22 protein-coding genes and 1 pseudogene are annotated in these 22469 nt (G+C 33.9%); 14 read left to right on the top strand and 9 right to left on the bottom strand.

Features of this window, described 5'->3' with window-relative positions; genetic code table 11:
- Together hemH and ACH2BV_RS04305 are read right to left on the bottom strand one after the other, a co-directional pair.
- On the bottom strand, window positions 1-1020 hold the full coding sequence (gene hemH, locus ACH2BV_RS04310) for a ferrochelatase (RefSeq protein ID WP_395049491.1): 1020 nt from the start codon (window positions 1018-1020) through the stop codon (window positions 1-3).
- Between the two features lie 95 nt (window positions 1021-1115).
- Entirely contained in the window at window positions 1116-1988 is an 873-nt protein-coding gene (locus ACH2BV_RS04305) for a helix-turn-helix domain-containing protein (protein ID WP_395049490.1), read from the bottom strand.
- A gap of 227 nt (window positions 1989-2215) precedes the next feature.
- Here ACH2BV_RS04305 and hemA point away from each other — a divergent pair, with 227 nt between their 5' ends.
- From hemA to ACH2BV_RS04240, 13 genes are all read left to right on the top strand, one after another.
- The gene (hemA, locus tag ACH2BV_RS04300; RefSeq protein ID WP_395049489.1) at window positions 2216-3520 is read left to right on the top strand and encodes a glutamyl-tRNA reductase; all 1305 of its coding nucleotides are present in this window, start codon (window positions 2216-2218) and stop codon (window positions 3518-3520) included.
- A 55-nt stretch (window positions 3521-3575) separates the two neighbouring features.
- Window positions 3576-4499: a hydroxymethylbilane synthase gene (gene hemC, locus ACH2BV_RS04295; RefSeq protein ID WP_395049488.1), complete on the top strand. Its 924-nt coding sequence runs from the start codon at window positions 3576-3578 to the stop codon at window positions 4497-4499.
- A 31-nt stretch (window positions 4500-4530) separates the two neighbouring features.
- Complete coding sequence (locus ACH2BV_RS04290) at window positions 4531-5109, top strand: HNH endonuclease (protein ID WP_395049487.1); 579 nt, start codon at window positions 4531-4533, stop codon at window positions 5107-5109.
- The gene (locus tag ACH2BV_RS04285) at window positions 5106-5771 is read left to right on the top strand and encodes a uroporphyrinogen-III synthase (protein WP_395049486.1); all 666 of its coding nucleotides are present in this window, start codon (window positions 5106-5108) and stop codon (window positions 5769-5771) included. Before ACH2BV_RS04290 ends, ACH2BV_RS04285 begins: the two co-directional genes overlap by 4 nt.
- Window positions 5772-5805: 34 nt before the next feature.
- Window positions 5806-6834 carry a uroporphyrinogen decarboxylase gene (gene hemE / locus ACH2BV_RS04280; RefSeq protein ID WP_395049485.1) on the top strand — a complete coding sequence of 343 codons (1029 nt, stop codon included), beginning with the start codon at window positions 5806-5808 and terminating at the stop codon, window positions 6832-6834.
- An 8-nt stretch (window positions 6835-6842) separates the two neighbouring features.
- A complete protein-coding gene (locus ACH2BV_RS04275) occupies window positions 6843-7223 on the top strand; it encodes a hypothetical protein (protein WP_395049484.1) in 381 nt (126 codons plus the stop codon).
- A gap of 34 nt (window positions 7224-7257) precedes the next feature.
- Window positions 7258-7806, top strand: a complete 549-nt coding sequence (locus ACH2BV_RS04270; RefSeq protein WP_395049483.1) for a GNAT family N-acetyltransferase — start codon at window positions 7258-7260, stop codon at window positions 7804-7806.
- Entirely contained in the window at window positions 7796-8698 is a 903-nt protein-coding gene (gene hemF / locus ACH2BV_RS04265) for an oxygen-dependent coproporphyrinogen oxidase (RefSeq protein ID WP_395049482.1), read from the top strand. Before ACH2BV_RS04270 ends, hemF begins: the two co-directional genes overlap by 11 nt.
- 36 nt (window positions 8699-8734) lie before the next feature.
- Entirely contained in the window at window positions 8735-9727 is a 993-nt protein-coding gene (gene hemB, locus ACH2BV_RS04260) for a porphobilinogen synthase (RefSeq protein WP_395049481.1), read from the top strand.
- A 1-nt stretch (window position 9728) separates the two neighbouring features.
- Entirely contained in the window at window positions 9729-10124 is a 396-nt protein-coding gene (locus ACH2BV_RS04255) for a c-type cytochrome (protein ID WP_395049480.1), read from the top strand.
- Between the two features lie 116 nt (window positions 10125-10240).
- Entirely contained in the window at window positions 10241-12115 is a 1875-nt protein-coding gene (locus ACH2BV_RS04250) for a beta-N-acetylhexosaminidase (RefSeq protein ID WP_395049479.1), read from the top strand.
- A gap of 9 nt (window positions 12116-12124) precedes the next feature.
- Entirely contained in the window at window positions 12125-12595 is a 471-nt protein-coding gene (locus ACH2BV_RS04245) for a methylated-DNA--[protein]-cysteine S-methyltransferase (protein ID WP_395049478.1), read from the top strand.
- Between the two features lie 143 nt (window positions 12596-12738).
- Entirely contained in the window at window positions 12739-13452 is a 714-nt protein-coding gene (locus tag ACH2BV_RS04240) for a 3'-5' exonuclease (protein WP_395049477.1), read from the top strand.
- Window positions 13453-13508: 56 nt separating this feature from the next.
- Here the strand turns inward: ACH2BV_RS04240 and ACH2BV_RS04235 are convergent, their stop codons facing one another.
- From ACH2BV_RS04235 to ACH2BV_RS04205, 7 genes and pseudogenes are all read right to left on the bottom strand, one after another.
- Complete coding sequence (locus ACH2BV_RS04235; protein WP_395049530.1) at window positions 13509-14771, bottom strand: NAD(P)/FAD-dependent oxidoreductase; 1263 nt, start codon at window positions 14769-14771, stop codon at window positions 13509-13511.
- A gap of 25 nt (window positions 14772-14796) precedes the next feature.
- Window positions 14797-16089, bottom strand: coding sequence for a DASH family cryptochrome (locus tag ACH2BV_RS04230; RefSeq protein WP_395049476.1), 1293 nt, complete (start codon window positions 16087-16089; stop codon window positions 14797-14799).
- A pseudogene (locus ACH2BV_RS04225) lies at window positions 16089-17626 on the bottom strand (cryptochrome/photolyase family protein). Before ACH2BV_RS04225 ends, ACH2BV_RS04230 begins: the two are co-directional and overlap by 1 nt.
- 2 nt (window positions 17627-17628) lie before the next feature.
- Entirely contained in the window at window positions 17629-17766 is a 138-nt protein-coding gene (locus tag ACH2BV_RS04220) for a DUF2256 domain-containing protein (protein WP_395049475.1), read from the bottom strand.
- A complete protein-coding gene (locus tag ACH2BV_RS04215) occupies window positions 17763-18488 on the bottom strand; it encodes a YqjF family protein (RefSeq protein WP_395049474.1) in 726 nt (241 codons plus the stop codon). Before ACH2BV_RS04215 ends, ACH2BV_RS04220 begins: the two co-directional genes overlap by 4 nt.
- A 1-nt stretch (window position 18489) precedes the next feature.
- Window positions 18490-19995 (bottom strand): deoxyribodipyrimidine photo-lyase/cryptochrome family protein, encoded by a 1506-nt coding sequence (locus ACH2BV_RS04210; RefSeq protein WP_395049473.1) that lies wholly within the window; start codon window positions 19993-19995, stop codon window positions 18490-18492.
- Window positions 19996-20227: 232 nt separating this feature from the next.
- On the bottom strand, window positions 20228-20653 hold the full coding sequence (locus ACH2BV_RS04205; protein ID WP_395049472.1) for a DUF2452 domain-containing protein: 426 nt from the start codon (window positions 20651-20653) through the stop codon (window positions 20228-20230).
- Window positions 20654-20880: 227 nt separating this feature from the next.
- On the opposite strand from ACH2BV_RS04205, the gene ACH2BV_RS04200 reads away from it, so the two are divergent.
- A complete protein-coding gene (locus ACH2BV_RS04200) occupies window positions 20881-22320 on the top strand; it encodes a nucleoside recognition domain-containing protein (RefSeq protein WP_395049471.1) in 1440 nt (479 codons plus the stop codon).
- Window positions 22321-22469 lie beyond the last annotated feature (149 nt).

Here is a 22469-nt window from a genome sequence, read left to right as displayed (position 1 = left end):
TTATTTGAGGTTTGACCATTCTTCAATCCAATTTGCTACCGTTTTACACCATTCATCATCATCGTTCAAGCAAGGAATCGCTATAAAATTTTCCCCTCCGTGTTCCTTGAATTGGTGATTGGCTTCCATTGCAATTTCTTCCAATGTTTCTAGACAATCTGAAACAAAAGCAGGCGTAACAACTGCTAGGTTTTTAATTCCTTTCTCTGGCATTTTGTTTACTTCAACATCGGTGTAAGGCGTAAGCCATTTGTCTCCTGCCAAACGAGATTGGAAAGTTTGGCTGTATTTCCCTTCTGGGATTCCTAAAAGTTTCACTACTTGTTTTGTAGTTTCATAACATTGGTGGCGGTAACAAAATTCGTGTGCTGGAGAAGGCGTGTTGCAACAAGAACCATCAATTTTGCAATGAGAGTTGGTGATATCCGTTTTGCGAATATGACGCTCTGGGATTCCGTGATAAGAGAATAATAAATGATCATAATCAAAACCTTCCAGATGGGATTTAATAGAATCTGCAAGATTTTTTAAATAATCGGGCTTGTTATAAAAAGCAGGAACTATTGTAAATTTCATTTCCGGGAAATGTTTTTTACGCAAGTCTTCCGCTAATTCTAAAATGGTCGTAGTTGAAGCCATAGCGTGTTGCGGATACATCGGAAAAAGCAATACTTCGTCTATGCCTTTGTCGTGTAATTCCTGTAATCCAGATAAAAGGGATGGTTTTCCATAACGCATAGCCAATGAAACGGGAATTTTAGCCAACTTTTTAACTTTTTCGTGCATTCTTTTAGAAATCACCACAAGAGGAGAACCTTCATCCCACCAAATTTTGGCATAAGCTGCAGCTGATTTTTTAGGTCTTGTTTGAAGAATTATTCCACGAACTAACAATGCTCGCAATAAAAACGGAACGTCAATCACGTATTTGTCCATTAAAAATTCGTCTAAATACGGTTTTACATCTTTTGCGGTTGGACTTTCAGGGGAACCAAGATTTACTAATAATACTCCTTTCATATTTTGTTTTTTTTCGGATAAAAGTAACTTAAACTTACTTTTTATTTTTTACGTTTTACTATTTTTTTGATTTTGTTTACTTTTTAAAAAAGTAACTAGGTGTTTGGATTAATGGACATCAAGTATTTCTTCGGAGTTGTTCCAAATTTCTTCTTGAAAGCAGCGATAAAGTGGCTTCCGGTGCTGTAGCCAATTTTCAAACCAACTTCGTTTACATTATAAGACCCACTGTCCAATAATTTTCTAGCTGAATCCATTTTGTAATCAAATAGAAAGCCATAAACGGTATCGCCGTAAATTTGTTTAAAGCCCATTTTTAGTTTTTTCAAATTCAGACCTACTTCATCGGCAAGTTCCTGCAATCCTGGTGGTTCAGCCATATTGGAAAGAATGATTTCCTTAGCTTTTTTAATTTTCAATACATTTTCTTCGTCAATCAAAAACGGACATTGTTCTGCATTTGAATCTTCGGTTCTATTGAAATAAAGACTCAATAATTCGTACCCTTTTCCTTTGTAATACAAGTTTTTTATTGATGGATGTAAATTATAATTAAACAATTGACTTAAAACAATCGCCATCGAAGGACTGATATCTCCTTCTTTATAATATTTTTTATCCTTGTTGTCGTCGCTCAAAAAAGTAATGTAATTGGCTTCAGTAGAAAATAAATTATGAAATTTTTGGATGGAAATAATAACTGAAATCACCCAAGAATTGGGCTCTATTTCTAAGTTTAATGGTAGTTCTTTTTGCGGATTGTATAATAACAAAGATTTTTCCTCCCTTAAGTCCAAGGCATAATTCCCTTGGTTGAAAATAAATTTGGCTTTTCCTTTCAATCCAAAGTGAAATTGGATTAACCCACTTTTAACTTCACGCTGGGTATAAAAGACTTCATCACTGTTGTTTTCGAAACGGAGTAGGGTAAAGTCATCTTCAATTGTTATAATATCTCGAGAACTCATTGCGACATTTTTTATTAGTAAATATGATAAATATCAGGTTTTTGTTTATAAGAAACTAGTACATTTGTTTTATAAAAGCCTAATTTCATTACAAAAATAGTGTTTTTTACAAGAGAAATTATATTTATCAACAAAAAATCATTCAGCGATACAAATAGTACTTTCAGCGTTACTTTAATAGAAACCTTAATTCTAAATTTGTCAAGCATATCAGAAAAAGATTATTTATGGAAAATCTAAATTTATCAAAACATAAAACTTTCTACTCCATTGGGTTGAGTTACAAGAAAGCTGATGCGGAAGTTAGAGGAAAATTTAGTTTGGATGCCAAAGCAAAAACTAATGCGTTGCTTCAAGCCAAAGAAAGTGGATTAGAGAGTTTAGTCATAATATCTACCTGCAACCGCACCGAAATTTATGGATATGCAGAACATCCTTTCCAGCTAATAAAATTGATTTTAGAGAACAGCAACGGTACAGTTGAAGAATTTCAAAGAGTTGGATTTGTTTATAAAAATCAAGAAGCCATCAATCATTTGTTCCGTGTAGGAACTGGTTTAGACAGCCAAATTCTTGGAGATTTCGAAATAATAGGTCAAATAAAATCGAATTTTGAAGAGTCTAGATCTTTGGGTTTAGTCAATGCTTTTTTAGATAGATTAGTTAATACGGTTATTCAAACCAGCAAAAGAATAAAAAACGAAACCGAAATTAGCTCAGGAGCAACTTCAGTTTCCTTTGCAGCGGTTCAATACATAATGAAAAGTGTTGAGGACATTGGTAACAAAAACATTCTGCTTTTTGGAACTGGTGAAATAGGCAGGAACACTTGCGAAAACTTGGTAAAACATACCAAAAACGAAAAAATCACCTTAATAAACAGAACTAAAAGTACCGCCGAAATATTGGCCGGAAAACTTAATCTTGTTGTAAAAGATTATTCTGATTTACATTTAGAATTACAAAAAGCTGACGTTTTAGTTGTGGCTACTGGAGCTCACAATCCTACGATTGACAAAGCTATCCTAAATTTAAAAAAACCAATGTTGATTTTGGATTTGTCCATTCCAAAAAATGTTCACCTTAATGTCCAAGATTTAAAAGAGGTAACTTTAATTCATATGGATCATTTGTCTCAAATGACGGATGAAACTCTCGAAAGAAGAAAACAACATATTCCTGCTGCCGAAGCCATTATCGAGGATATGAAATTAGAGCTTAATATTTGGATGAATGGTCGAAAATTTGCGCCAACAATTCAAGCATTGAAAGCAAAATTGAGTGATATTGTAGCCGGTGAATTAACTTTTCAACGTAAAAAATTATCTGATTTTGATGAAGAACAAGCCGAATTAATTGGTTCCAGAATTATTCAAAAAATCACTAATCATTTTGCGAGTCACTTAAAAGACGAAAATACTTCGGTTGACGAAAGTATCGAGTTTATTGAAAAAGTATTTCAAATTGGTTTTTCAACTCCAAAAAAAGAAATCTCCATCGTCGAAGAAAAGTACAAAATTACCCTATCATAGTAAAAATCTAAACGAACCTTAATATCTTTATGGTTTATAAAAAAGAAAAGGTTTAATGGATTCAAACAAAACAATAAGAATTGGAACGCGCGACAGCGAATTAGCACTTTGGCAAGCCCACACAGTTCAAAAAAAATTAAACGATTTAGGTTATACAACCGAAATTATTGCCGTAAAATCTCAAGGAGACATCATTCTCGATAAACCTCTTTACGAACTCGGAATCACAGGAATTTTTACAAAAACCCTCGACATCGCTATGATAAATGGCCAAGTTGACATTGCTGTGCATTCGATGAAAGATGTGCCAACGGCTTTGCCAATTGGGATTATTCAAGCTGCGGTTCTCGAAAGAGCTAATACTTTGGATATTTTAGTTCATAAAGGAAATCTTGATTTTCTTCAAGGAAACGGAACAATCGCCACCGGAAGTTTGCGTCGTCAAGCACAATGGTTGCATAAATACCCAAATCACACAGTTGTCGATTTACGCGGAAACGTGAATACTCGAATGCAAAAATTGAACGATAGCGATTGGAACGGAGCTGTTTTTGCTGCAGCCGGACTCGAACGCATCAACTTAAAACCAACGGATTTTATCGATTTAGATTGGATGATTCCTGCTCCTGCACAAGGCGCAATGGTAATTGTTGCGATGCAAAATGATGATTTTTGCAAAGAGGCTGTTGCCAAATTAAATCACAATGAAACCGAAATTTGCACCCAAATCGAAAGACAATTTCTAAAAACGCTTGAAGGTGGTTGTACTGCACCAATTGGTGCTTTGGCAAAAATAAATAACAACGAAATTCATTTTGTTGGGAATCTATTCTCCATTGATGGGAAAGAAAAACTGGAAATCGAGAGAACCATTTCATTAAACAATTGGACTGATTTTGGAAAGAATTGTGCCAATGAAATTTTGGAAAAAGGTGGAGATAAATTGATGAAAACGATTAAGGAAAGTTTGAAGAAGTAATTTTTATAACAACCTTTTTCAGGATTCAAAGATGGATAAAGCTGTATTAATTAAAAATATATGTGGATTATTATTGGATGATAAAAGGCAAGATTGTGTAGATTTTGCTAATGAAAATTATCCTTTCATTAATAATTTGTCTCAGAAAAGACAATATACAAAACATCAAATGTGTAAAGTTTTTTTAAGAGATGGATTTATTGATAGATATTCTGGCGACAAACTAATATTTCCAGGATTGATTAAGATATTGACATTAGAATTTTCGGATGTTTTTAAATATCACCGAAATTGGAAAATGTCAGAGACACATATGATTTATTGGGATCTATTTCCGACAATTGACCATTTGATTCCAGTTGCAAGAGGAGGAGAGGACAATGATAGTAACTGGATTACAACTTCTATGATTCGTAATTCTGCCAAGTCAAATTGGACAATTGAAGAAATTGGTTGGAAATTACAGGATAAAGGGCAACTTGATACTTGGGATGGATTAGTAAGTTATTTTATAAATTTGACTGATAAAAACCCTGATTATGAAAAGGATAATTACATAAAAGGATGGAAAGTAGCACTGTTAAAAGCTATGAAAGAAACAAAAAAATGAATAAACAAATCAGCATTCTATCCACAAAAATACTTTTGAGTTCTCAAAAGCAAGCCTTGTTGGATGGCGGTTTTTCAGTAATCGATGCCAATTTCATCAAAACAGAAAACTCGGATTTTGACTTAAAAGGAATCAATGATAATTTGATTTTTACTAGTCAAAATGCGGCTCAAAGCGTATTACTTCACCCAAAAAGCGAAGAATTAAAAGCTAAAAACGTGTTTTGTGTGGGTATAAAAACAAAAGCATTATTGGAAGAAAATGGTTTTAATGTTGATGTTTACGTTGATTATGCTTCTGATTTAGCAGAAATCATCACCTTGATTTATTCCAATGAAAGTTTTACTTTTTTTAGCGGCAATTTGCGGAAAGAAACTTTGCCAAAAGCGTTGAAAGCTGCCAAAGTCAATTTCAATGAAATTCAAGTGTATGAAACTACTTTAACGCCACAAAAAATAAAAATCGCAATTGATGGAATTCTGTTTTTTAGTCCGTCAGCCGTTGAAAGTTATTTGAAGGATAACAAAATAAAAAACGAAATTTGCTTTTGTATTGGTGAAACCACGGCAAGCTCATTAGAAACAATAACAAGAAATATAATAGTCGCAGATCTGCCTTCGGTTGAAAATGTGATTGAGGATGTAATCGAAGAATATAAATAAACTTGGCGAATTAGCGCCTTTCTAGCTAGAAATTATGATAAAGAACGACCTATTTTTAAAAGCATTAAGAGGAGAAACAGTAGAACGTCCACCAGTTTGGATGATGCGTCAAGCCGGAAGATTTTTGCCTGAATTCCGTGCAATGCGTGATAAATATGATTTTTTTACCCGTTGTGAAACTCCAGAATTAGCTGCCGAGATCACCGTGATGCCTATTCGTAGTATTGGACCGGATGTGGCAATTTTGTTTTCGGATATTTTGGTAGTGCCAAGAGCGATGGGAATCCACGTGGAATTAAAAGACAATTTGGGACCCATTATCCCAAATCCAATTCGCACGATGGAACAAGTAAACCAAGTTTATGTTCCTAATATTCAAGAAACGTTGGGTTACGTAATGGATGCCGTGAAATTGACTAAAGAAATGTTGAACGATGAGGTGCCATTAATTGGTTTTGCCGGTTCGCCTTGGACAATTTTTTGTTATGCAGTGGAAGGAAAAGGATCGAAAAGTTTTGATACTGCCAAAGGATTTTGTTTCTCAAACCCAGTTGCAGCACACACTTTATTGCAAAAAATCACCGATACCACAATTTTATATTTAAAAGAAAAAGTAAAAGCAGGTTGCGATGCCATCCAAATTTTTGATTCTTGGGGAGGAATGCTTTCGCCAATGGATTATCAGGAATTCTCATGGAAATACATTAACCAAATCGTAGAAGCATTGGCAGACGAAACACAAGTAATTGTTTTCGGAAAAGGATGTTGGTTCGCGCTTGGCGAAATGGGAAAAAGTAGAGCTTCAGCATTGGGAGTAGATTGGACTTGTACGCCAAGAAATGCACGTTATTTGTCAGGTGGAAACATCACTTTGCAAGGAAATTTTGATCCGTCAAGATTGCTTTCTCCAATTCCTGTCATCAAAAAAATGGTTCACGAAATGATTGACGAATTCGGAAAAGACAAATATATAGCCAATTTAGGTCACGGAATTTTACCAAATATTCCTGTGGATCACGCTAAAGCATTTATTGATGCTGTGAAGGAATACAAGCAGAAATAAGGATTTAAATGCTGAATAAAGGATTACGCGACCAGGAAAGCATTCGAATAGATAATATTCTAAAGGTATTGCATTCACTGACTTTTGTGCTGAAATTCTGGAATTTAGAAGATATTTTCCAACTCGAAAATGAGTTAAAAGATTTGGGGATGAATGTCGAAACGCTGCGTGATCTCGATGAAAAGCAATTGATTTCCCATTTGGAACGTCTTCATTTTGAATGGAAACATTTCGAAATATTTGCTGATTTTTTGATTACTCTTTCGAAAGAAAGTCATTTTAATTTTTCTAAAAAAGCCATTGCAATATATGGTTATGTTCAACAAGAAAGTAAGACTTTTTCGTTTGAAATATTTAATAAGTTAGCTGCTGCAAAAGCAAATTTATAATTAGAATGATTTATTTCAATGCATACACAAGCTTATGAGATTTAATAATTGGAGATTAGAAACTATTGATAAAATCCTTCCCGAAGAATTTTTCGAGCTTATTTCTAAAAATAAAAGTCATATTGAGAAAACGTTTCCCGTTACAGTTTCTAATTGTTTGGATATTGAAAAAACAATAAATTTTATAAATAATAACATTCAGAAACAGGAAAACAAAGAAAATTATTATTACTATATAAAAAATAATGAAACGAATAATTTGATTGGCTATGTTTGTGTTAAGAACATAAAATTAGATATTTTAAAATGTGAATTAGCTTATTTTATTGATGCTGCGTTTGAAGGACAAGGCATTATTTCAAAAGCAGTTTCTCAAACCATTGATTTTGGTTTTGAGGAATTAAAAATGAATAAAATATTTATTTGCACTTCAAAAGTCAATAAAGCTAGCCAACAAATTGCATTAAAACATAATTTTATTCAAGAAGGAATTTTGCGAGAAGAATTCAAAAACCACGAAGGAGTTTTAGAAGATATTGTATATTTCGGATTATTGAAATCAGATTACCAAAATGAAAAATAAATTTTACCAATATATACAAAACCTTCAAGACCAAATCTGCAAAGGATTAGAAGATGCTGATGGCACAACTAAATTCCGTGAGGATATTTGGGAGCGACCAGAAGGAGGTGGCGGACGAACACGTGTGATAGAAAACGGAGCAGTTTTCGAAAAAGGGGGAGTTAATATTTCTGCCGTTCATGGAAAATTACCGGACAGTATGCAAAAATTGTTCAACGTGGGTGAAGCTGATTTTTTTGCTTGTGGATTGAGTTTAGTTTTGCATCCAAAAAGTCCAATGGTGCCAACGGTTCATGCTAACTGGCGCTATTTCGAAATGTATGACGATAATGGAAACGTGATTCAGCAATGGTTTGGAGGCGGACAAGATTTAACGCCTTATTATTTGTTTGAGGAAGATGCAAAACATTTTCATCTAACCTGTAAAACCGCTTGCGATAAACACAATCTTGAGTTTTATCCAAAATATAAAAAACAATGCGATGGGTATTTTTGGAATGCACATCGAAATGAAGGGCGAGGAATTGGCGGATTATTTTTCGATTATTGTAAAGCAACCGAAGATATGTCAATAGAAAATTGGTTCAACTTTGTAACTGAAGTCGGTAATAGTTTTCTGGAAGCTTATGTTCCAATTGTTGAAAAAAGAAAAAATTTATTATATTCGGATGCCAATAGAACTTGGCAGGAAATCCGTCGAGGTCGTTATGTCGAATTCAATTTGGTACACGACAAAGGCACGTTGTTTGGTTTAAAAACCAACGGCCGAATCGAAAGCATCTTGATGAGTTTACCACCACACGTACAATGGGTGTATGACCATCATACTGAAAAAGGAACCGAAGAAGAAAGATTATTGAAAGTATTAGAAAAACCAGTTGATTGGGTTTAACAGAAACGTTAACCTTTAACTTTAAAACAAAATATTATGTTTCCACTACAAAGAAATCGTCGTTTAAGAACCAACGAATCCATTCGTGCCCTAGTTCGTGAAACCTCATTAAGTCCAAACGATTTTATGCTTCCTATGTTCGTTGCCGAAGGAAAGGACGTGAAAATCCCTATTGCATCTATGCCAGGAATCTATCGTCATTCATTGGATAACACCATCAAAGAAGTCAAAGAAGCTTGGGATTTGGGCATTAAAGCAGTCAATATTTACGTTAAAGTCAGTGAAAACCTGAAAGACAATTTAGGTGTCGAAGCTTGGAACAAAGACGGATTAATGCAACAAACCATTCGTGCCATCAAAGACACTGTTCCTGAAATGATTGTAATGCCGGACGTAGCTTTGGATCCTTATTCAATTTACGGTCACGACGGAATTATCAGAAACGGACAAATTGTAAACGATGCCACAATTGAAGCTTTAACTCTAATGAGTTTGAGCCACGCTGAAGCAGGTGCAGATTTTGTTGCACCAAGCGATATGATGGACGGTCGCGTTCTAGCCATTCGCAAAGCTTTGGAAGAAAACGGACATCACAATGTAGGAATAATGAGTTACAGCGCCAAATATGCTTCGGCATTTTACGGTCCGTTTCGCGAAGCCCTAGATTCTGCTCCAGTAGATTTAAACAATGTTCCTAAAGATAAAAAAACATACCAAATGGATTATGCCAATCGCATTGAAGCCATTCGTGAAACATTGGACGATGTAGCTGAAGGTGCCGATATTGTGATGGTAAAACCAGGAATGGCTTATTTGGACATCGTTCGTGAAGTTAAAAATGCCGTTCACGTTCCAGTGGCAGTTTATCAAGTTTCTGGCGAATATGCAATGGTAAAAGCCGCTGCCGAAAGAGGTTGGCTTGACCATGACCAAATTATGATTGAACAATTGTACTGCATCAAAAGAGCCGGAGCCAATATTATTTCGACTTATTTTGCCAAAGAAGCAGCAAGACTTTTAAATAAATAAAATGAAGAAAACAGTATTATTAGCAACAGTTTTAGCAATTACATTATCTTTTATATCTTGTAAAAAAGGAGGTTCAGATGAATCTTTTGGCAAACCTGAAAACACAACCGAAGTTCAAAAACCTGAAGATTTAGGAAAGGAAATTTTTGAAGGAAAAGGAGCTTGTGTTACTTGTCACAAACCAGACGTAAAACTCGTTGGACCAAGTTTACAAGACATTGCCAAAATCTACAAAGATAAAAACGGGGATATGGTTACATTTCTTAAAGGTGAAGGCGAACCAATTGTTGACCCAACGCAATATGCAGTGATGAAAGTGAATTTTGCATTAACCAGCACCTTTTCAGAGGAAGAATTAAAAGCTTTGGAAGCCTATGTTTATTCAAATTTAAAATAACCTTTATTCATAGAGCTTGTTGAGGTTTGAGAGATATTTAAAACATAAACCATTTCGATCGAAATGGTTTTTTGTTTTTATTAAATCATTATATTTGGATATAATATTAATAAAAGATGAAATTAAAAATCACAAGTGTACTATTTCTTTTAATGATTTTTTGTCTTCAAGCCCAAAATTCTATTATCCCAACTCCTGTAAATTATGTTTCACAACAAGGGACTTTTGTTTTAAACTCAAAAACAATAGTTTATCTAGTAAATAGCAATCCCGAATTACGTCAAATTGTTGATTTGCATTTCAGTTCTTTAAATGGAAATAGATTTGTTATTTCTTTAGAAAAACCAATTAGTAATTCAAAACATATTGCTATTGAATTAAACAAAATTCAAGATGAAAGTCTTGGAAAAGAAGGGTACACTTTAGATGTTGAAGAAAAAGGAGTCGTGTTAAAAGCGAATACTATTTCTGGATTATTTTATGGTTTACAAACTTTCGATCAAGTATTGCCTTTTGAAAAAATTTCTAAAGAAAGCATCAAGATTCCTGCTTGTAAAATCAAAGATTATCCACGTTTTGGTTGGCGAGGTCTAATGCTCGATGTGAGTAGACATTTTTTTACGACAAACGAAGTGAAAGAATACATTGATTGGATGTCTAAATATAAATTCAATGTTCTGCACTGGCATCTCTCAGATGATAATGGTTGGAGGATTGAAATCAAAGCATTACCAAAACTTACTGAAATAGGAGCTTGGCGTGTAGAACGATTTGGCATATTTGGCACAGTTGAAGCTCCAAATCAAGGCGAAAAAACACCTTATGGAGGGTTTTATACTCAAGAGGAAATCAAAGATGTTATTAAATATGCTAAGGAGAGACAAATTACGATTATACCCGAAATTGATGTGCCAGGACATTCTATGGCCTTGCTTGCGGCTTATCCTGAATTGTCTACACTAAAAGAGACTAAGATGGTTAACCCAGGTTCTAAATTTGCAGAATGGCATGGTGATGGTACTTTTACAATGTATATTGAAAATTCTTTAAACCCTTCAGACGAGAAAGTTTATTCGATTCTTGACACTATTTTTGGCGAGATAGCTTCTTTATTTCCGGGACAATACATTCACATTGGAGGTGACGAATGTTATCATGGTTATTGGGAAAAGGATGAAAATTGTCAGGCATTGATGAAGAGAGAAAATTTAAAAGATGCCAAAGAATTGCAAAGTTATTTCATAAAAAGAGTTGTTAAAATTATTACTTCCAAAGGGAAAAAAGTAATAGGCTGGGACGAGATTTTGGATGGTGGTCTAGCAGATGGAGCTGCAGTAATGAGTTGGAGAGGCACTCAAGGAGGTATAAAGGCATCTAAATCGGGACATGAAGTCGTAATGTCTCCAAACTCATTTGCCTATTTAGATTATGTACAAGGAGATCCTTCGGTTGAGGTACCAGTTTACGGCAAACTATCTTTAAAAAAAGCATATGAATTTGAGCCTGCACCTGATGGTGTTGATCCAAAATTTATTTTGGGAGGTCAAGGAAACCTTTGGACAGAAAAAGTGCCGACAATTCAGCATGCTTTTTATATGGCTTATCCAAGAGCTTTTGCTATTAGTGAATCAGTTTGGAGTCCATCGAAAAACAAAAATTGGGAAAATTTTTCAGCCAGAGTAGAACAACACTTCAAAAGATTTGATGCTGCGGAAAAACCTATTTGCAAAGCTATTTACGATCCAATTGTTACTACCAAAATGGTGGATGAAAAAATGATTTGTACCCTTTCGAGTGAATTGTCTAATGTTGATTTGTATTATACTATCGACGGCTCTTTTCCAGCAAAATATTCTACAAAATATACTGTTCCTTTTGAAATTCCAAATGAAGAAATTACATTTCGAGTAGTGGCCTATCGAAATGAAATTCAAATAGGAAGAATATTGACTATAAGCAAAGAAATGCTAAAAAACAGAGCTGGAAAATAAATGATAAATATGGAAACTGCCTACATCAAAACGCCTTTAGGAATCGCCAAAATCATGGGCGACGAAAAGGGAATTTCGGTAATTTCAGTTTCGGACGAAGGTGAAGTCTCCACTAAAATCTCTTCAGTTTTAAAAGAAGCAGTTTTGCAACTCAACAATTATTTCGAAGGGAAAAGAAACGATTTCACTTTCAAAATAAACCCATACGGAACTGAATTCCAACAAAAGGTTTGGAAAGGATTACTCGAAATTCCATTCGGGAAGACGATGAGTTATTTGGAATTATCAAAAAAATTAGGTGATGTCAAAGCTATTCGTGCCGTGGCTTCGGCCAATGGGAAAAACCCGCTTTGGATTGTAGTTCCTTGTCACAGAGTCATCGGAACCGACGGTTCACTTACGGGCTATGCCGGTGGATTATGGAGAAAAAAATGGTTATTAGAACACGAAAATCCGACGACGCAACAAAGTTTATTCTAAAAGGATACCATGAATTAGCCCGAATTTCTTTATATTCGTAAACAATTACTTTCAATTTGCAAAAATATCGAATTTTTTTGTGTAGATTCGTATAATTCGTAACAAATGAAAATCTGCGTTATCAGCGTCCCAATATTTAATTTATGATAGAAAAAATCAACCTCAATAATATTCTGTTTCTCGACATCGAAACCGTTCCAGAAGTGGCTAATTTCAATGAGTTAGATGACGAAATGAAAGGACTTTGGGAACACAAAACCCAATACCAGCGAAAAGAAGAATTTACACCGGAGGACTTTTATGAGCGGGCGGGAATTTGGGCAGAATTTGGAAAAATTATCTGTATTTCTGTGGGTTATTTTACCATAAAAGGGGACATTCGGAATTTTAGAGTTACTTCTTTTTTTGGAGAAGAAAAGAAAATTTTACACGATTTTATTAATCTTTTGAACAATCATTTCAATCAGCCGCAACACGTTTTGTGCGGGCATAATGCTAAGGAATTCGATATTCCGTTTATCGCCCGCCGAATGATTATTAACAACATAGCCATTCCCAACAAGCTCAATTTATTTGGCAAGAAACCCTGGGAAATTCCACATTTAGATACTTTGGAATTATGGAAATTTGGCGATTACAAGCATTTTACTTCCTTGAAATTAATGTGTAAAGTACTGGGAATACCTTCTCCAAAAGGCGATATCGACGGCAGTCAAGTTGGTCACGTTTTTTATGTTGACAAAGACATTGACAGAATCGTAACCTATTGCGAGAAAGACACCATTGCAGTAGCGCAGATTTTCCTTCGCCTTCGACGTGAAGATTTGTTGATTGACGAGGAGATTATTCACGTTTAAGCATTTTTTATTGGGATTTACATCGCAATTGATTATACATTTAGGAAAACTATAAATTATAACTTCATTGCTTCGGCGGCTAATCTTCCTGTTTTAAAAGCAGCATTGATGGATCCGTTTAATAAATGATCTCCACAAATAAATAAGGTATCGCTTATTTTTATTTCAGAAGTTGGGATATTATTTCTCACACTGTCCTGAATAGGTAAAGCATAATCGATGCGATAGGTTTTAATCAATTTCCAATCGTGTACTTGTTTTCCATACCATTGTTCCAATTCTTTTTTCATATTTTCAGCCAATTCGCTATCTTCAATATTTGCCAATCCATTATAAGACGCAGATATTAGCACTTTTCCTATTGGTGCATAAGCGACTGAAACATTAGAAATAACGCTCAAATTGTTGACCCATTTTTTATTTGAAGAAGCATTCAAAATGACAATTGCTTTGTTAGAAGGAGCTTTTTTTGATTCAAAATACACATTGGTAACTTTTTGGGCTGTGGTTTTTAGAGTAGGATAAAATTCCTTACTAAATTCATTTGCATTCGTGGCTATAAGAATTTGATTAGCTTCAAAAACAGTTCCATCGTCTAGAGTTAGAGTATTATCCTTTATTGTTGAAACTTTTTTATGGTATTGAATGCTGGATTTTGGTAATAGACTTACTAATTGTTTCGGTATTTCTTCCATCCCAAGGGCTGGTATTGCAACATCCCCATCTGAAAACATTTTCATCACAAAATCGAACATTCGGTTTGAAGTTGTTAAATGGTTTTCCAGGAATATACCCGATAAAAAAGGCGCATAAAAACGTTGAATCATTTTTTGACTAAATCCATAATCCAACAATTGTTTGTGAGTACTTTGTTCGGGTTGTGCAAAAATTTCATCAACAGTCATTTTTTGCAATTTATTTTTGAGCCAAAGCGTATTTATTTTATCCCTTAATGTTCCAACTGGCGCAAATAAGGTGTTGAGCAATGCTGTTGGCCTTCTCAAAGGATCAGCAATTTCGAATGTACCACCATCATAAAGAACAGTTGCTCCTGGCAGCATTTTTTTGAGTTGCAAATCTTTGTAATTCAATAAATCTATGGCTTCTGGATAGGCTGTCAATAAAACTTGAAAACCTCTGTCTAAAAGAAAACCATCATATAAATCTGTTTTTACTCTTCCTCCTGCTCGGTCACTAGCTTCTAAAATGAGCACTTTTCTACCTTGGCGGTGTAAATAAATAGCTGCCGAAAGTCCTGATAATCCTGCGCCAATAATGATTGCATCATGTTTCATAATTATTTGTAAACTTTTATAAATTGCTGTTTTATGGATATGCCTTTTTTTAACTTTTTAACCACAAGTCTCTAAATATATGTTTCTTATCATAATCGTTGGCTTGTTTTTCGATATTAAAATAACGATGACCTCGTGGGTCATTGCCAACACCGGCAAGATACGCCCAATTTCCCCAATTACTGCACACATCATAATCTATAAGTTGTTGTTCAAAATAAGCAGCGCCTAATCGCCAATCGATATTGAGTTCGTTACAAAAATAACTTGCTACATTTTGACGACCCCGATTGCTCATAAATCCTGTTAACTTTAGTTCTAGCATATTAGCGTTTATAAAATCAGAATTTGTGGTTCCGCTAATCCATTGTGACAGTAGGTTTTCATTCAATGATTTGGAGTTTTCTCTATCGGTTTTAATTCCAGAATACAGGAAAAACTTAGTTTGATGTTTTTTGAACATAAACCTAAAAAAATCACGCCATAATAATTCGAAAACCAACCAATAAGTTGAATCGTTTGACCCAAACTGGGATTCGTATTTTTTAATTTCTTGATAAATAAACCGTGGCGAAATGCAACCCAAAGCCAACCAAGCTGAGAATTTTGACGAATAATCTGTGCCAATCATTTCGTTTCTAGTTTCTTTGTAATTTGAAATACTTTTGGTTTCAAAAAAATAATGGTTCAATCGTTTAATCGCCTCATTTTCACCTCCTTCAAATTGTATTGCAGCCCTACAGTCGATGGCTTTATATTCTAAACCTAAATCGGCTAAAGTTGGCAAAACACTTTCTGGAAATTTAGGCGAGTTTATAAATAAAGGCTTGTCGAAAATAGGTCTAACCGTGGCGTCTTTCTCAATTTTTTTTCTAAAATTGCTAAATACATCTGGAATATCCTTGATTGAAAAGGGTAAATCTTCGGCGTGGTATAAAGTGCTGGTACTTGAGGTTTCGAATTCGCATCTTAATTTAAAAAGCTCTGTTTGTAGTAAAAGCTCCATTTGTTTTTCTTCGAAGGCTACTTCACGTTTGGCAAACACTTTTTGAGCTTTATATTCTGCTACTATTTTCGGAATTTCAACTTCAGGTTTCCCTCTTAAAATTAATAATCCAGAATTTAATTCTCTTAAACTTCTATCTAAATTTTGTAAGGATTCTAATAAAAATTGAGCTCTAAAATTGCCAGTCTTCTTAAATCCATAATCAGTTGTTTCAAAATGGGAATCGTCAAAGCAATACACAGGAATTATTTGATCACTTTGTGCGATGGCTTTTACTAGTGTTTCGTTATCGTGAAGTCGCAAATCGGTTTTAAACCAAACTACTGAAGTTTTCATTATAAATTATTAATGTTTTTTAAATAATAATCAGCTTGTTCTAGTAATTCTGCTTTGGCTTTGGGTTGCATTTTTCGCCACACATTATACATCATACCTATTCTTGGATTTTTGCCCAATTTATCTTCGTTTTTGTCATAAAAATTCCAATACAAACTATTAAAAGGACAAGCTTTGTCACCTGTTTTTATTGCTTTTTTGTAAAAACAACTTCCACAATAATGACTCATTTTATCAATATAACTTGCTGAACTCACATAAGGTTTAGTTCCTACAATTCCGCCATCGGCAAACTGGCTCATTCCGCGTGTATTTGTAATTTCGACCCATTCGATTGCATCTATATAAATTCCCAAATACCAAGCATCGACTTCGTCAGGATGAATTCCACAGCCAAAAGCGCAAAATTACCTGTAATCATTAATCGCTGAATGTGATGCGCATACGCATAATCCAACGATTGATTGATGGCGTCTTTCAAACAATTAATTTTGGTGTTTCCAGTCCAAAACCAATTGGGTAATTTTTCTTTATGGTTAAAATAATTCATCGAGGCATATTCGGGCATTTTTAGCCAATAAATTCCTCGCATATATTCACGCCAACCTATAATTTGTCGCACAAAGCCCTCGAGTTGGTTGTATTCAATTTCGGCTGGACGTTTTTGCCATTCGTCAACACATTTATCAATCACTTCTTGAGGAGAAATCATTTTAATATTCATCGAAAACGAAACACGAGAATGGTATAACGACCATTCATTGGGAGTCATTGCATCCTGATAACTACCAAATAACGGCAAACATTCAGCAACAAAAAAGTCTAATAACTCCAGCGATTGTGATCTATTAATTGGCCAAACAAAATTTTTGGCATCAATGTTTCCAATGGTTTTTATGTTTGTTTTTTGAATTTCTGAATAAATTTCTGAAACATCATTGTTAAAAACCAATGGGGAAGTAGGTTTGTGATCTTTAGACAATTTTTTACGGTTTTCGCCGTCGTAATTCCATTGTCCAGTTACCGGTTTATCGCCTTCCATCAATACATTATGTTTTTTTCGCATAGCACGATAAAAACTTTCTAGCAAAAATGTTTTTTTACCTTCAAAGAAATTCCCAAGCTCATTTCTAGTGGTATAAAAATGTTCTGAATCAAGAACTGAATTTGTAATGGAAAGCGTTTTACAAAAGTTTTTTAATGTTTCATCTAGACGATATTCATCAGGAAATTGGTATTCAAAATGAGTGAAATGGTGTTCCTCAATTATAGCTTCAAGATTTTTATTAAAGGATTGTAAGTTGGTTTTATCGTTTAAATGAATATAAATTACGTTGTGCTTTTTCGATTTTAAATCTAAAGTAAAAGTTTGCATTGCCGCAAAGAATCCTACAATTTTCTGAATGTGATGTGTCGCATAATCCGTTTCGGTGCGAATTTCCATCAAGACATAGGTAATCGAATCGTCATTAGTTTCAAACCAAGAATGATTGCTGTTTAGTTGATCGCCAAGTATTAATCTGAGAGTTTTTTGCATTTTTATTTATTCATTCTACATTTATTGCTACAATATTTTACATCGTCCCATACCTTTTCCCATTTTTTGCGCCAAGCAAATGGTTTTAGACAAACCACACAAATTTTGTTAGGTAGATTTTGCTTTTTTACACCTTTCATTTATATAGTTTTAATTGGGTTCTTTTCCATTCTATTTTTACAGACGAACCTTCGGCTATGAAAACAGCTTCGGGTTCTGTAGTATTCAATATCGAAAAAGAGTTGCCATACATAGCTTTAAAATCACAGTCAATTTTATAATTGAATACTTTATTTGTTTTCCAGCTTGGGTGTTGCAATTTGTATTCTTCAGTTTTATGTGCATCAATTTTGGTGAAGCCGTAATAGTGTTCGTAGATAAATTGCTCTAGAGTGTCGTTTTTCATTTCTTTAGTTTCAGTAGAGGCTTCTACATAAATTCGATTCCATTTTTTATTTAAAAGCCATTCGAAATTTGCTTTTTTAATATTGTCATCGTTGCTTATTTCGTGTTTGGTGGGTACAACGGTATAATGTTCTTTGTACAATTTATTAGCCATCCAAGCAACAATTGGATATGGAATAGTTTCGTTTATGAAAACCACTCCACGTTTTATCTTGTTTCCTTCTTTTCGAATCACATAAAAACGCAGATTTATTTCTTCAAAAGTGCCTAAATACGGAATTGGAATGTTGAATAATTTGGTTTTTTTGAACATAAATCCAACCAAACTTATGTAAGCTTTTCCGTTGAACAAATCCAATTCTACTCCTTGTGGTATAAACGGAATAAGAATTTTAGGATCAATTTCATAGTTTGCCATAATAATGTTTTCCCAATTCGCTTTTAAGAATATTGCCATTTTATTTCGTTGCTTTTTTAATTTTCGTTGTTCTTTTTTTAGAATTCGGGTTGGTGACATGTTTTTTCAAAATACGTTTTCCCTCCTCCTTCACTTCGTCTTTTTTGCGAAAACTCCATACAATATCACTGGCATATTTTCGGGTTTCGTCAATATCAACTATTGGAAACGGATAGTCTTTGCCTATTTCACAATTATAAAATTGTTGTTCTAAAACATTCATTTTCCAGGGTTCATGAAGTAATGAAATGGGAATTTCTGCCAATTCTGGTAGCCATTGCTTGATAAAGACACCCTCAGAGTCGTGCTCTTCAGAGTTTTTTATTGGGCTGTAAATACGTATTGTATTAATTCCTGTTGTTCCTGATTGCATTTGCAATTGCGGATAATGAATTCCGGGTTCGTAATCTAAAAACTGCCGAGCTAGAAAATGCAATTCTCGCCAATCTTGCCATAAATTGAAAGTGAAAAAGGAAACAATCATTGCCCGCATTCTAAAGTTCAAATAACCTGTCGCAACTACGCATCGCATGCACGCATCCACAATAGGAACTCCTGTTTTGCCTTCTTGCCACGCTTTGATATAGACTTCGTTTTTTGGCTTTATTAAAGAGTCATAAGCACGATTTACATTTTCAAATTCCATTCGACATTCGTCTTCAAATTTTTGAATAAAATGGCAATGCCAATGTAAACGAGAAACAAAATTAAGAATAGCTCTTTTGTTTTTAGACTCTTCATAATGCTGATTTGCGTATTGATAAATCATTCGCATACTAATGTTACCGTAGGTTAAATACGGGGACAAACGACTACAGCCTTTGCGACTCAAAGCTGGTTTCGAAATGTGTTTGCTATAGTTTACATAGCGTTCTTTAACAAAACTATCGAGGTATCGCCAAGCCAAATTTTCGCCCCCTTGTTGGAAATTTTTGTTGTGAATTGTTATTTCTTTTGAAAATGGTTTGCCTTTTAAATTTTTGTAGAAGAGTGGATCTAAATTTTCAATGGTAAAATTTTCAATATCAATTATTTTTGGGTTATCACGCATTATGTTCTCCCAACATTTGTCCCAGTTTTTTCGTGATTTTAATTTTCTAATAACACCATGCATCTGTGATTCTTTCCATTTAATGTTGCGTTTAGCAAAGAATTGTTGCATTTCAATATCTCTATTGTAGGTGATTTTATTGCCAATTTCTTGGTGCGAATAAACCGCGTGGATATCATAATTTTGAACCAATTTCTCAAATACAGTTTCTACTTCATTATGAAAAACATAGATTTCAGCAGAAATAGTTGACAATTTAGATTGCAAATAATTCAAAGATTCATAAATAAAACGCCAATGGCGAACATCTGAATCATCATAAGACATAACCGAAGGTTCAAAAAAGTATACTAATAGTATGGGTAGATTATCTTGATGAGCCATAAATAGAGGCTCATGATCTACAAGTCGTAAATCACGTTTGAACCATACAATATTTACTGTTTTCTTATTCAATTTGAAGCCATTGAGGTTAGAACTAAATCTGATGGTGTAGATCTCGGTCTGTCAAGTTTTGTGTTTTTGATTTCTGTTTTTTCTTTGAATTCAACGCCTAATTTGAAATTGTTTTCCTTCGTAAGCGTTGGTTCAAAATTGTTTTTGTATTCAGGAATTATTCCTGTAATGTCAAATTACGGATTAGTAGCATCGTATCGAGTAGAGGCAAGATGTTTTTAAACGAAAAGCATCAGTAAGCAGAAAAAACCACAGAAGACAAATCTAGTTTGATCCATTTTTTATCACTATTGAGCTTGAATGATGCAATGTGCTCTTTGCTCCATTCATTGGGGCCAATTAAGGATAAGAATTGAATTCCATCATTTGAATTATACAAATGATAGATTTCGCCTACAACTGGTTCGAATGAAAACTTGGCATTATACACCAAATCGTTCCATTCATACTCTTCCATTAATTTTTTATATTGATCTTTGAGTTCATTAAATTTTCCTTCAAATTCTTTGTTTACTTGGTGGATTCCTCTTGTTTTCCAAGCAACAACATCATCGGTTTTTATTACAGGTGCACCAACAGTCGTTGCGTAGGGTAATAGGTTTGCGTTATACCCTTTTTCTTGAGAGAAAACAATATTGTCTGGTTTTTGTTTTTTCATTTCTTGTTGGAAAAAAATAATAGTGTTTGAATTTCCGTAACTAATCTAATAATATTGTTTAATAAAAATTAATAAAAGTTAAACAAAGGTAAGTCTTTTTTTAAAGATAAAAGACTTTATGTAGATTTTAATATTACTTGATAATATTTAATCGGGAAGGTTATTCAAAATTAAAGACTTAATTATGATTAATGAATTAATTATTACATTTACAAAAATTAGATATTATGGTATTGAGTAGATTTTGGTTGGTGATTTTTATATCTTCAATTGCATTTGTGATTTTCAGCTTGTTTTCTGGTAATAGCTATACGATAGACAGTGTTTTAAACGGGAAAAAAGACGATCCTATTTTGATTTCTGAAAAGTATATGGATCAGATTCCTGTTTTTATAAAAGACAGCATTAATAAATCAGATGAAAAAACCTTTGTTATTAATAGAGATACGTTAAACGCTGATACTACTTATGTTTATAAAAATAAAACAGTAAAAATTTTTAGTGGCGTTCAAAAATCAGATGGTTTATTGCCAACTTGCAAAAGCACATTAGTTGATTTGATTTTGCCTCTTATAGCTTATTTGGCTTTTTTCTGTGGCTTGATGGAACTTTTAATCATTTCTGGAGCATCTGAAAAACTTGCTAAAGTATTGAGTCCGGTGTTTGTGAAAGTGTTCCCAAGTATTCCCAAAAATCACCCGTCGATTTCCTATATGACCTTAAACTTTTCTGCAAATTTCTTGGGATTGGATTCAGCTGCTACACCATTTGGGTTAAAGGCGATGGAGAGTTTGCAGGAACTGAATCCCGATAAAGATCGAGCAAGTGATGCACAAATTATGTTTCTGTGTTTACATGCTTCGGGACTAACTTTAATAGCAACTTCTATAATTGGTTACCGTGCTGCAGCCAATGCCAGCAATCCAGCCGATGTTATGTTACCTTGTATTATCACCTCTTTTATTGGTACAATTGCTGCTTTTCTTATCGTTGGAATTAAACAAAAAATTAATTTCAAAAGCGCTTCTTTGGTAGCGACATTAATGGTGTTAATTGCAGCAATTGTTGGTTTGTTAATGTATGTAAACCATTTGGATTTAATTGGTAAAAACTATTTCACATCAAATCTTTCAGCGTTAATATTGGTAGGAATTATTATTTTTACTTTGATCTTTTCCTTTGTTAAAGAGAAGAAATTTACAGAAGCCAATACTACAGTTTATGAAACTTTTGTGACAGGAGCTAATAATGGAGTTAAAACCGGCGTCACCATTTTCCCTTATGTTTTGGGAATGTTAGTGGCTATTTCTTTGTTCAGGAACAGTGGTTTATTTGAAATTATCAGTAACTGGATTGCTTTTGCTTTTTCTAATATGGGAGTAAGTAAAGAAATCACCGATGCTTTACCTGTAGCATTGCTAAGACCTTTTAGTTCTGCAGGTTCGCGAGGGTTTTTGATAGATTCAATGAATACTTTTGGTGCCGATTCCTTAACGGGAAGATTAAGTAGTATTTTTCAATGCAGTGCCGAAAGTACTTTTTATGTGATTGCAGTTTACTTTGGTTCAGTTAATATAAAAAACACACGTTACGCACTTGGAACAATGCTTTTGGTTGATTTAATTTGTGTAATTACAGCTATTTTTGTGGCGACTTGGTTTTTTTAAAAATTGAATAAGAATGTAATATTAAACGAAAAAAGCCCCGCAAACTTTATGAGGGCACTGAAAAACATTGCTTATTTTGATTAGCGTTGTTTTCAGACAATAAAAAAGTACTTGTAACAGGATTTTAAAATCCTGTTACAAGCACTTTT

Origin of the sequence: Flavobacterium sp. (assembly GCF_043780635.1) — a bacterium.
Lineage (GTDB): Bacteria > Bacteroidota > Bacteroidia > Flavobacteriales > Flavobacteriaceae > Flavobacterium.
Note: the sequence above shows the minus strand (reverse complement) of the source record. Positions and strands in the feature narration are given on the sequence as shown.

Bases quoted from the DNA above. Each gene is read 5' to 3' on its own strand.
- hemH (WP_395049491.1), bottom strand. From the start codon at position 1,020: ATGAAAGGAGTATTATTAGTAAATCTTGGTTCCCCTGAAAGTCCAACC.
- ACH2BV_RS04305 (WP_395049490.1), bottom strand. From the start codon at position 1,988: ATGAGTTCTCGAGATATTATAACAATTGAAGATGACTTTACCCTACTC.
- hemA (WP_395049489.1), top strand. From the start codon at position 2,216: ATGGAAAATCTAAATTTATCAAAACATAAAACTTTCTACTCCATTGGG.
- hemC (WP_395049488.1), top strand. From the start codon at position 3,576: ATGGATTCAAACAAAACAATAAGAATTGGAACGCGCGACAGCGAATTA.
- ACH2BV_RS04290 (WP_395049487.1), top strand. From the start codon at position 4,531: ATGGATAAAGCTGTATTAATTAAAAATATATGTGGATTATTATTGGAT.
- ACH2BV_RS04285 (WP_395049486.1), top strand. From the start codon at position 5,106: ATGAATAAACAAATCAGCATTCTATCCACAAAAATACTTTTGAGTTCT.
- hemE (WP_395049485.1), top strand. From the start codon at position 5,806: ATGATAAAGAACGACCTATTTTTAAAAGCATTAAGAGGAGAAACAGTA.
- ACH2BV_RS04275 (WP_395049484.1), top strand. From the start codon at position 6,843: ATGCTGAATAAAGGATTACGCGACCAGGAAAGCATTCGAATAGATAAT.
- ACH2BV_RS04270 (WP_395049483.1), top strand. From the start codon at position 7,258: ATGAGATTTAATAATTGGAGATTAGAAACTATTGATAAAATCCTTCCC.
- hemF (WP_395049482.1), top strand. From the start codon at position 7,796: ATGAAAAATAAATTTTACCAATATATACAAAACCTTCAAGACCAAATC.
- hemB (WP_395049481.1), top strand. From the start codon at position 8,735: ATGTTTCCACTACAAAGAAATCGTCGTTTAAGAACCAACGAATCCATT.
- ACH2BV_RS04255 (WP_395049480.1), top strand. From the start codon at position 9,729: ATGAAGAAAACAGTATTATTAGCAACAGTTTTAGCAATTACATTATCT.
- ACH2BV_RS04250 (WP_395049479.1), top strand. From the start codon at position 10,241: ATGAAATTAAAAATCACAAGTGTACTATTTCTTTTAATGATTTTTTGT.
- ACH2BV_RS04245 (WP_395049478.1), top strand. From the start codon at position 12,125: ATGGAAACTGCCTACATCAAAACGCCTTTAGGAATCGCCAAAATCATG.
- ACH2BV_RS04240 (WP_395049477.1), top strand. From the start codon at position 12,739: ATGATAGAAAAAATCAACCTCAATAATATTCTGTTTCTCGACATCGAA.
- ACH2BV_RS04230 (WP_395049476.1), bottom strand. From the start codon at position 16,089: ATGAAAACTTCAGTAGTTTGGTTTAAAACCGATTTGCGACTTCACGAT.
- ACH2BV_RS04220 (WP_395049475.1), bottom strand. From the start codon at position 17,766: ATGAAAGGTGTAAAAAAGCAAAATCTACCTAACAAAATTTGTGTGGTT.
- ACH2BV_RS04215 (WP_395049474.1), bottom strand. From the start codon at position 18,488: ATGGCAATATTCTTAAAAGCGAATTGGGAAAACATTATTATGGCAAAC.
- ACH2BV_RS04205 (WP_395049472.1), bottom strand. From the start codon at position 20,653: ATGAAAAAACAAAAACCAGACAATATTGTTTTCTCTCAAGAAAAAGGG.
- ACH2BV_RS04200 (WP_395049471.1), top strand. From the start codon at position 20,881: ATGGTATTGAGTAGATTTTGGTTGGTGATTTTTATATCTTCAATTGCA.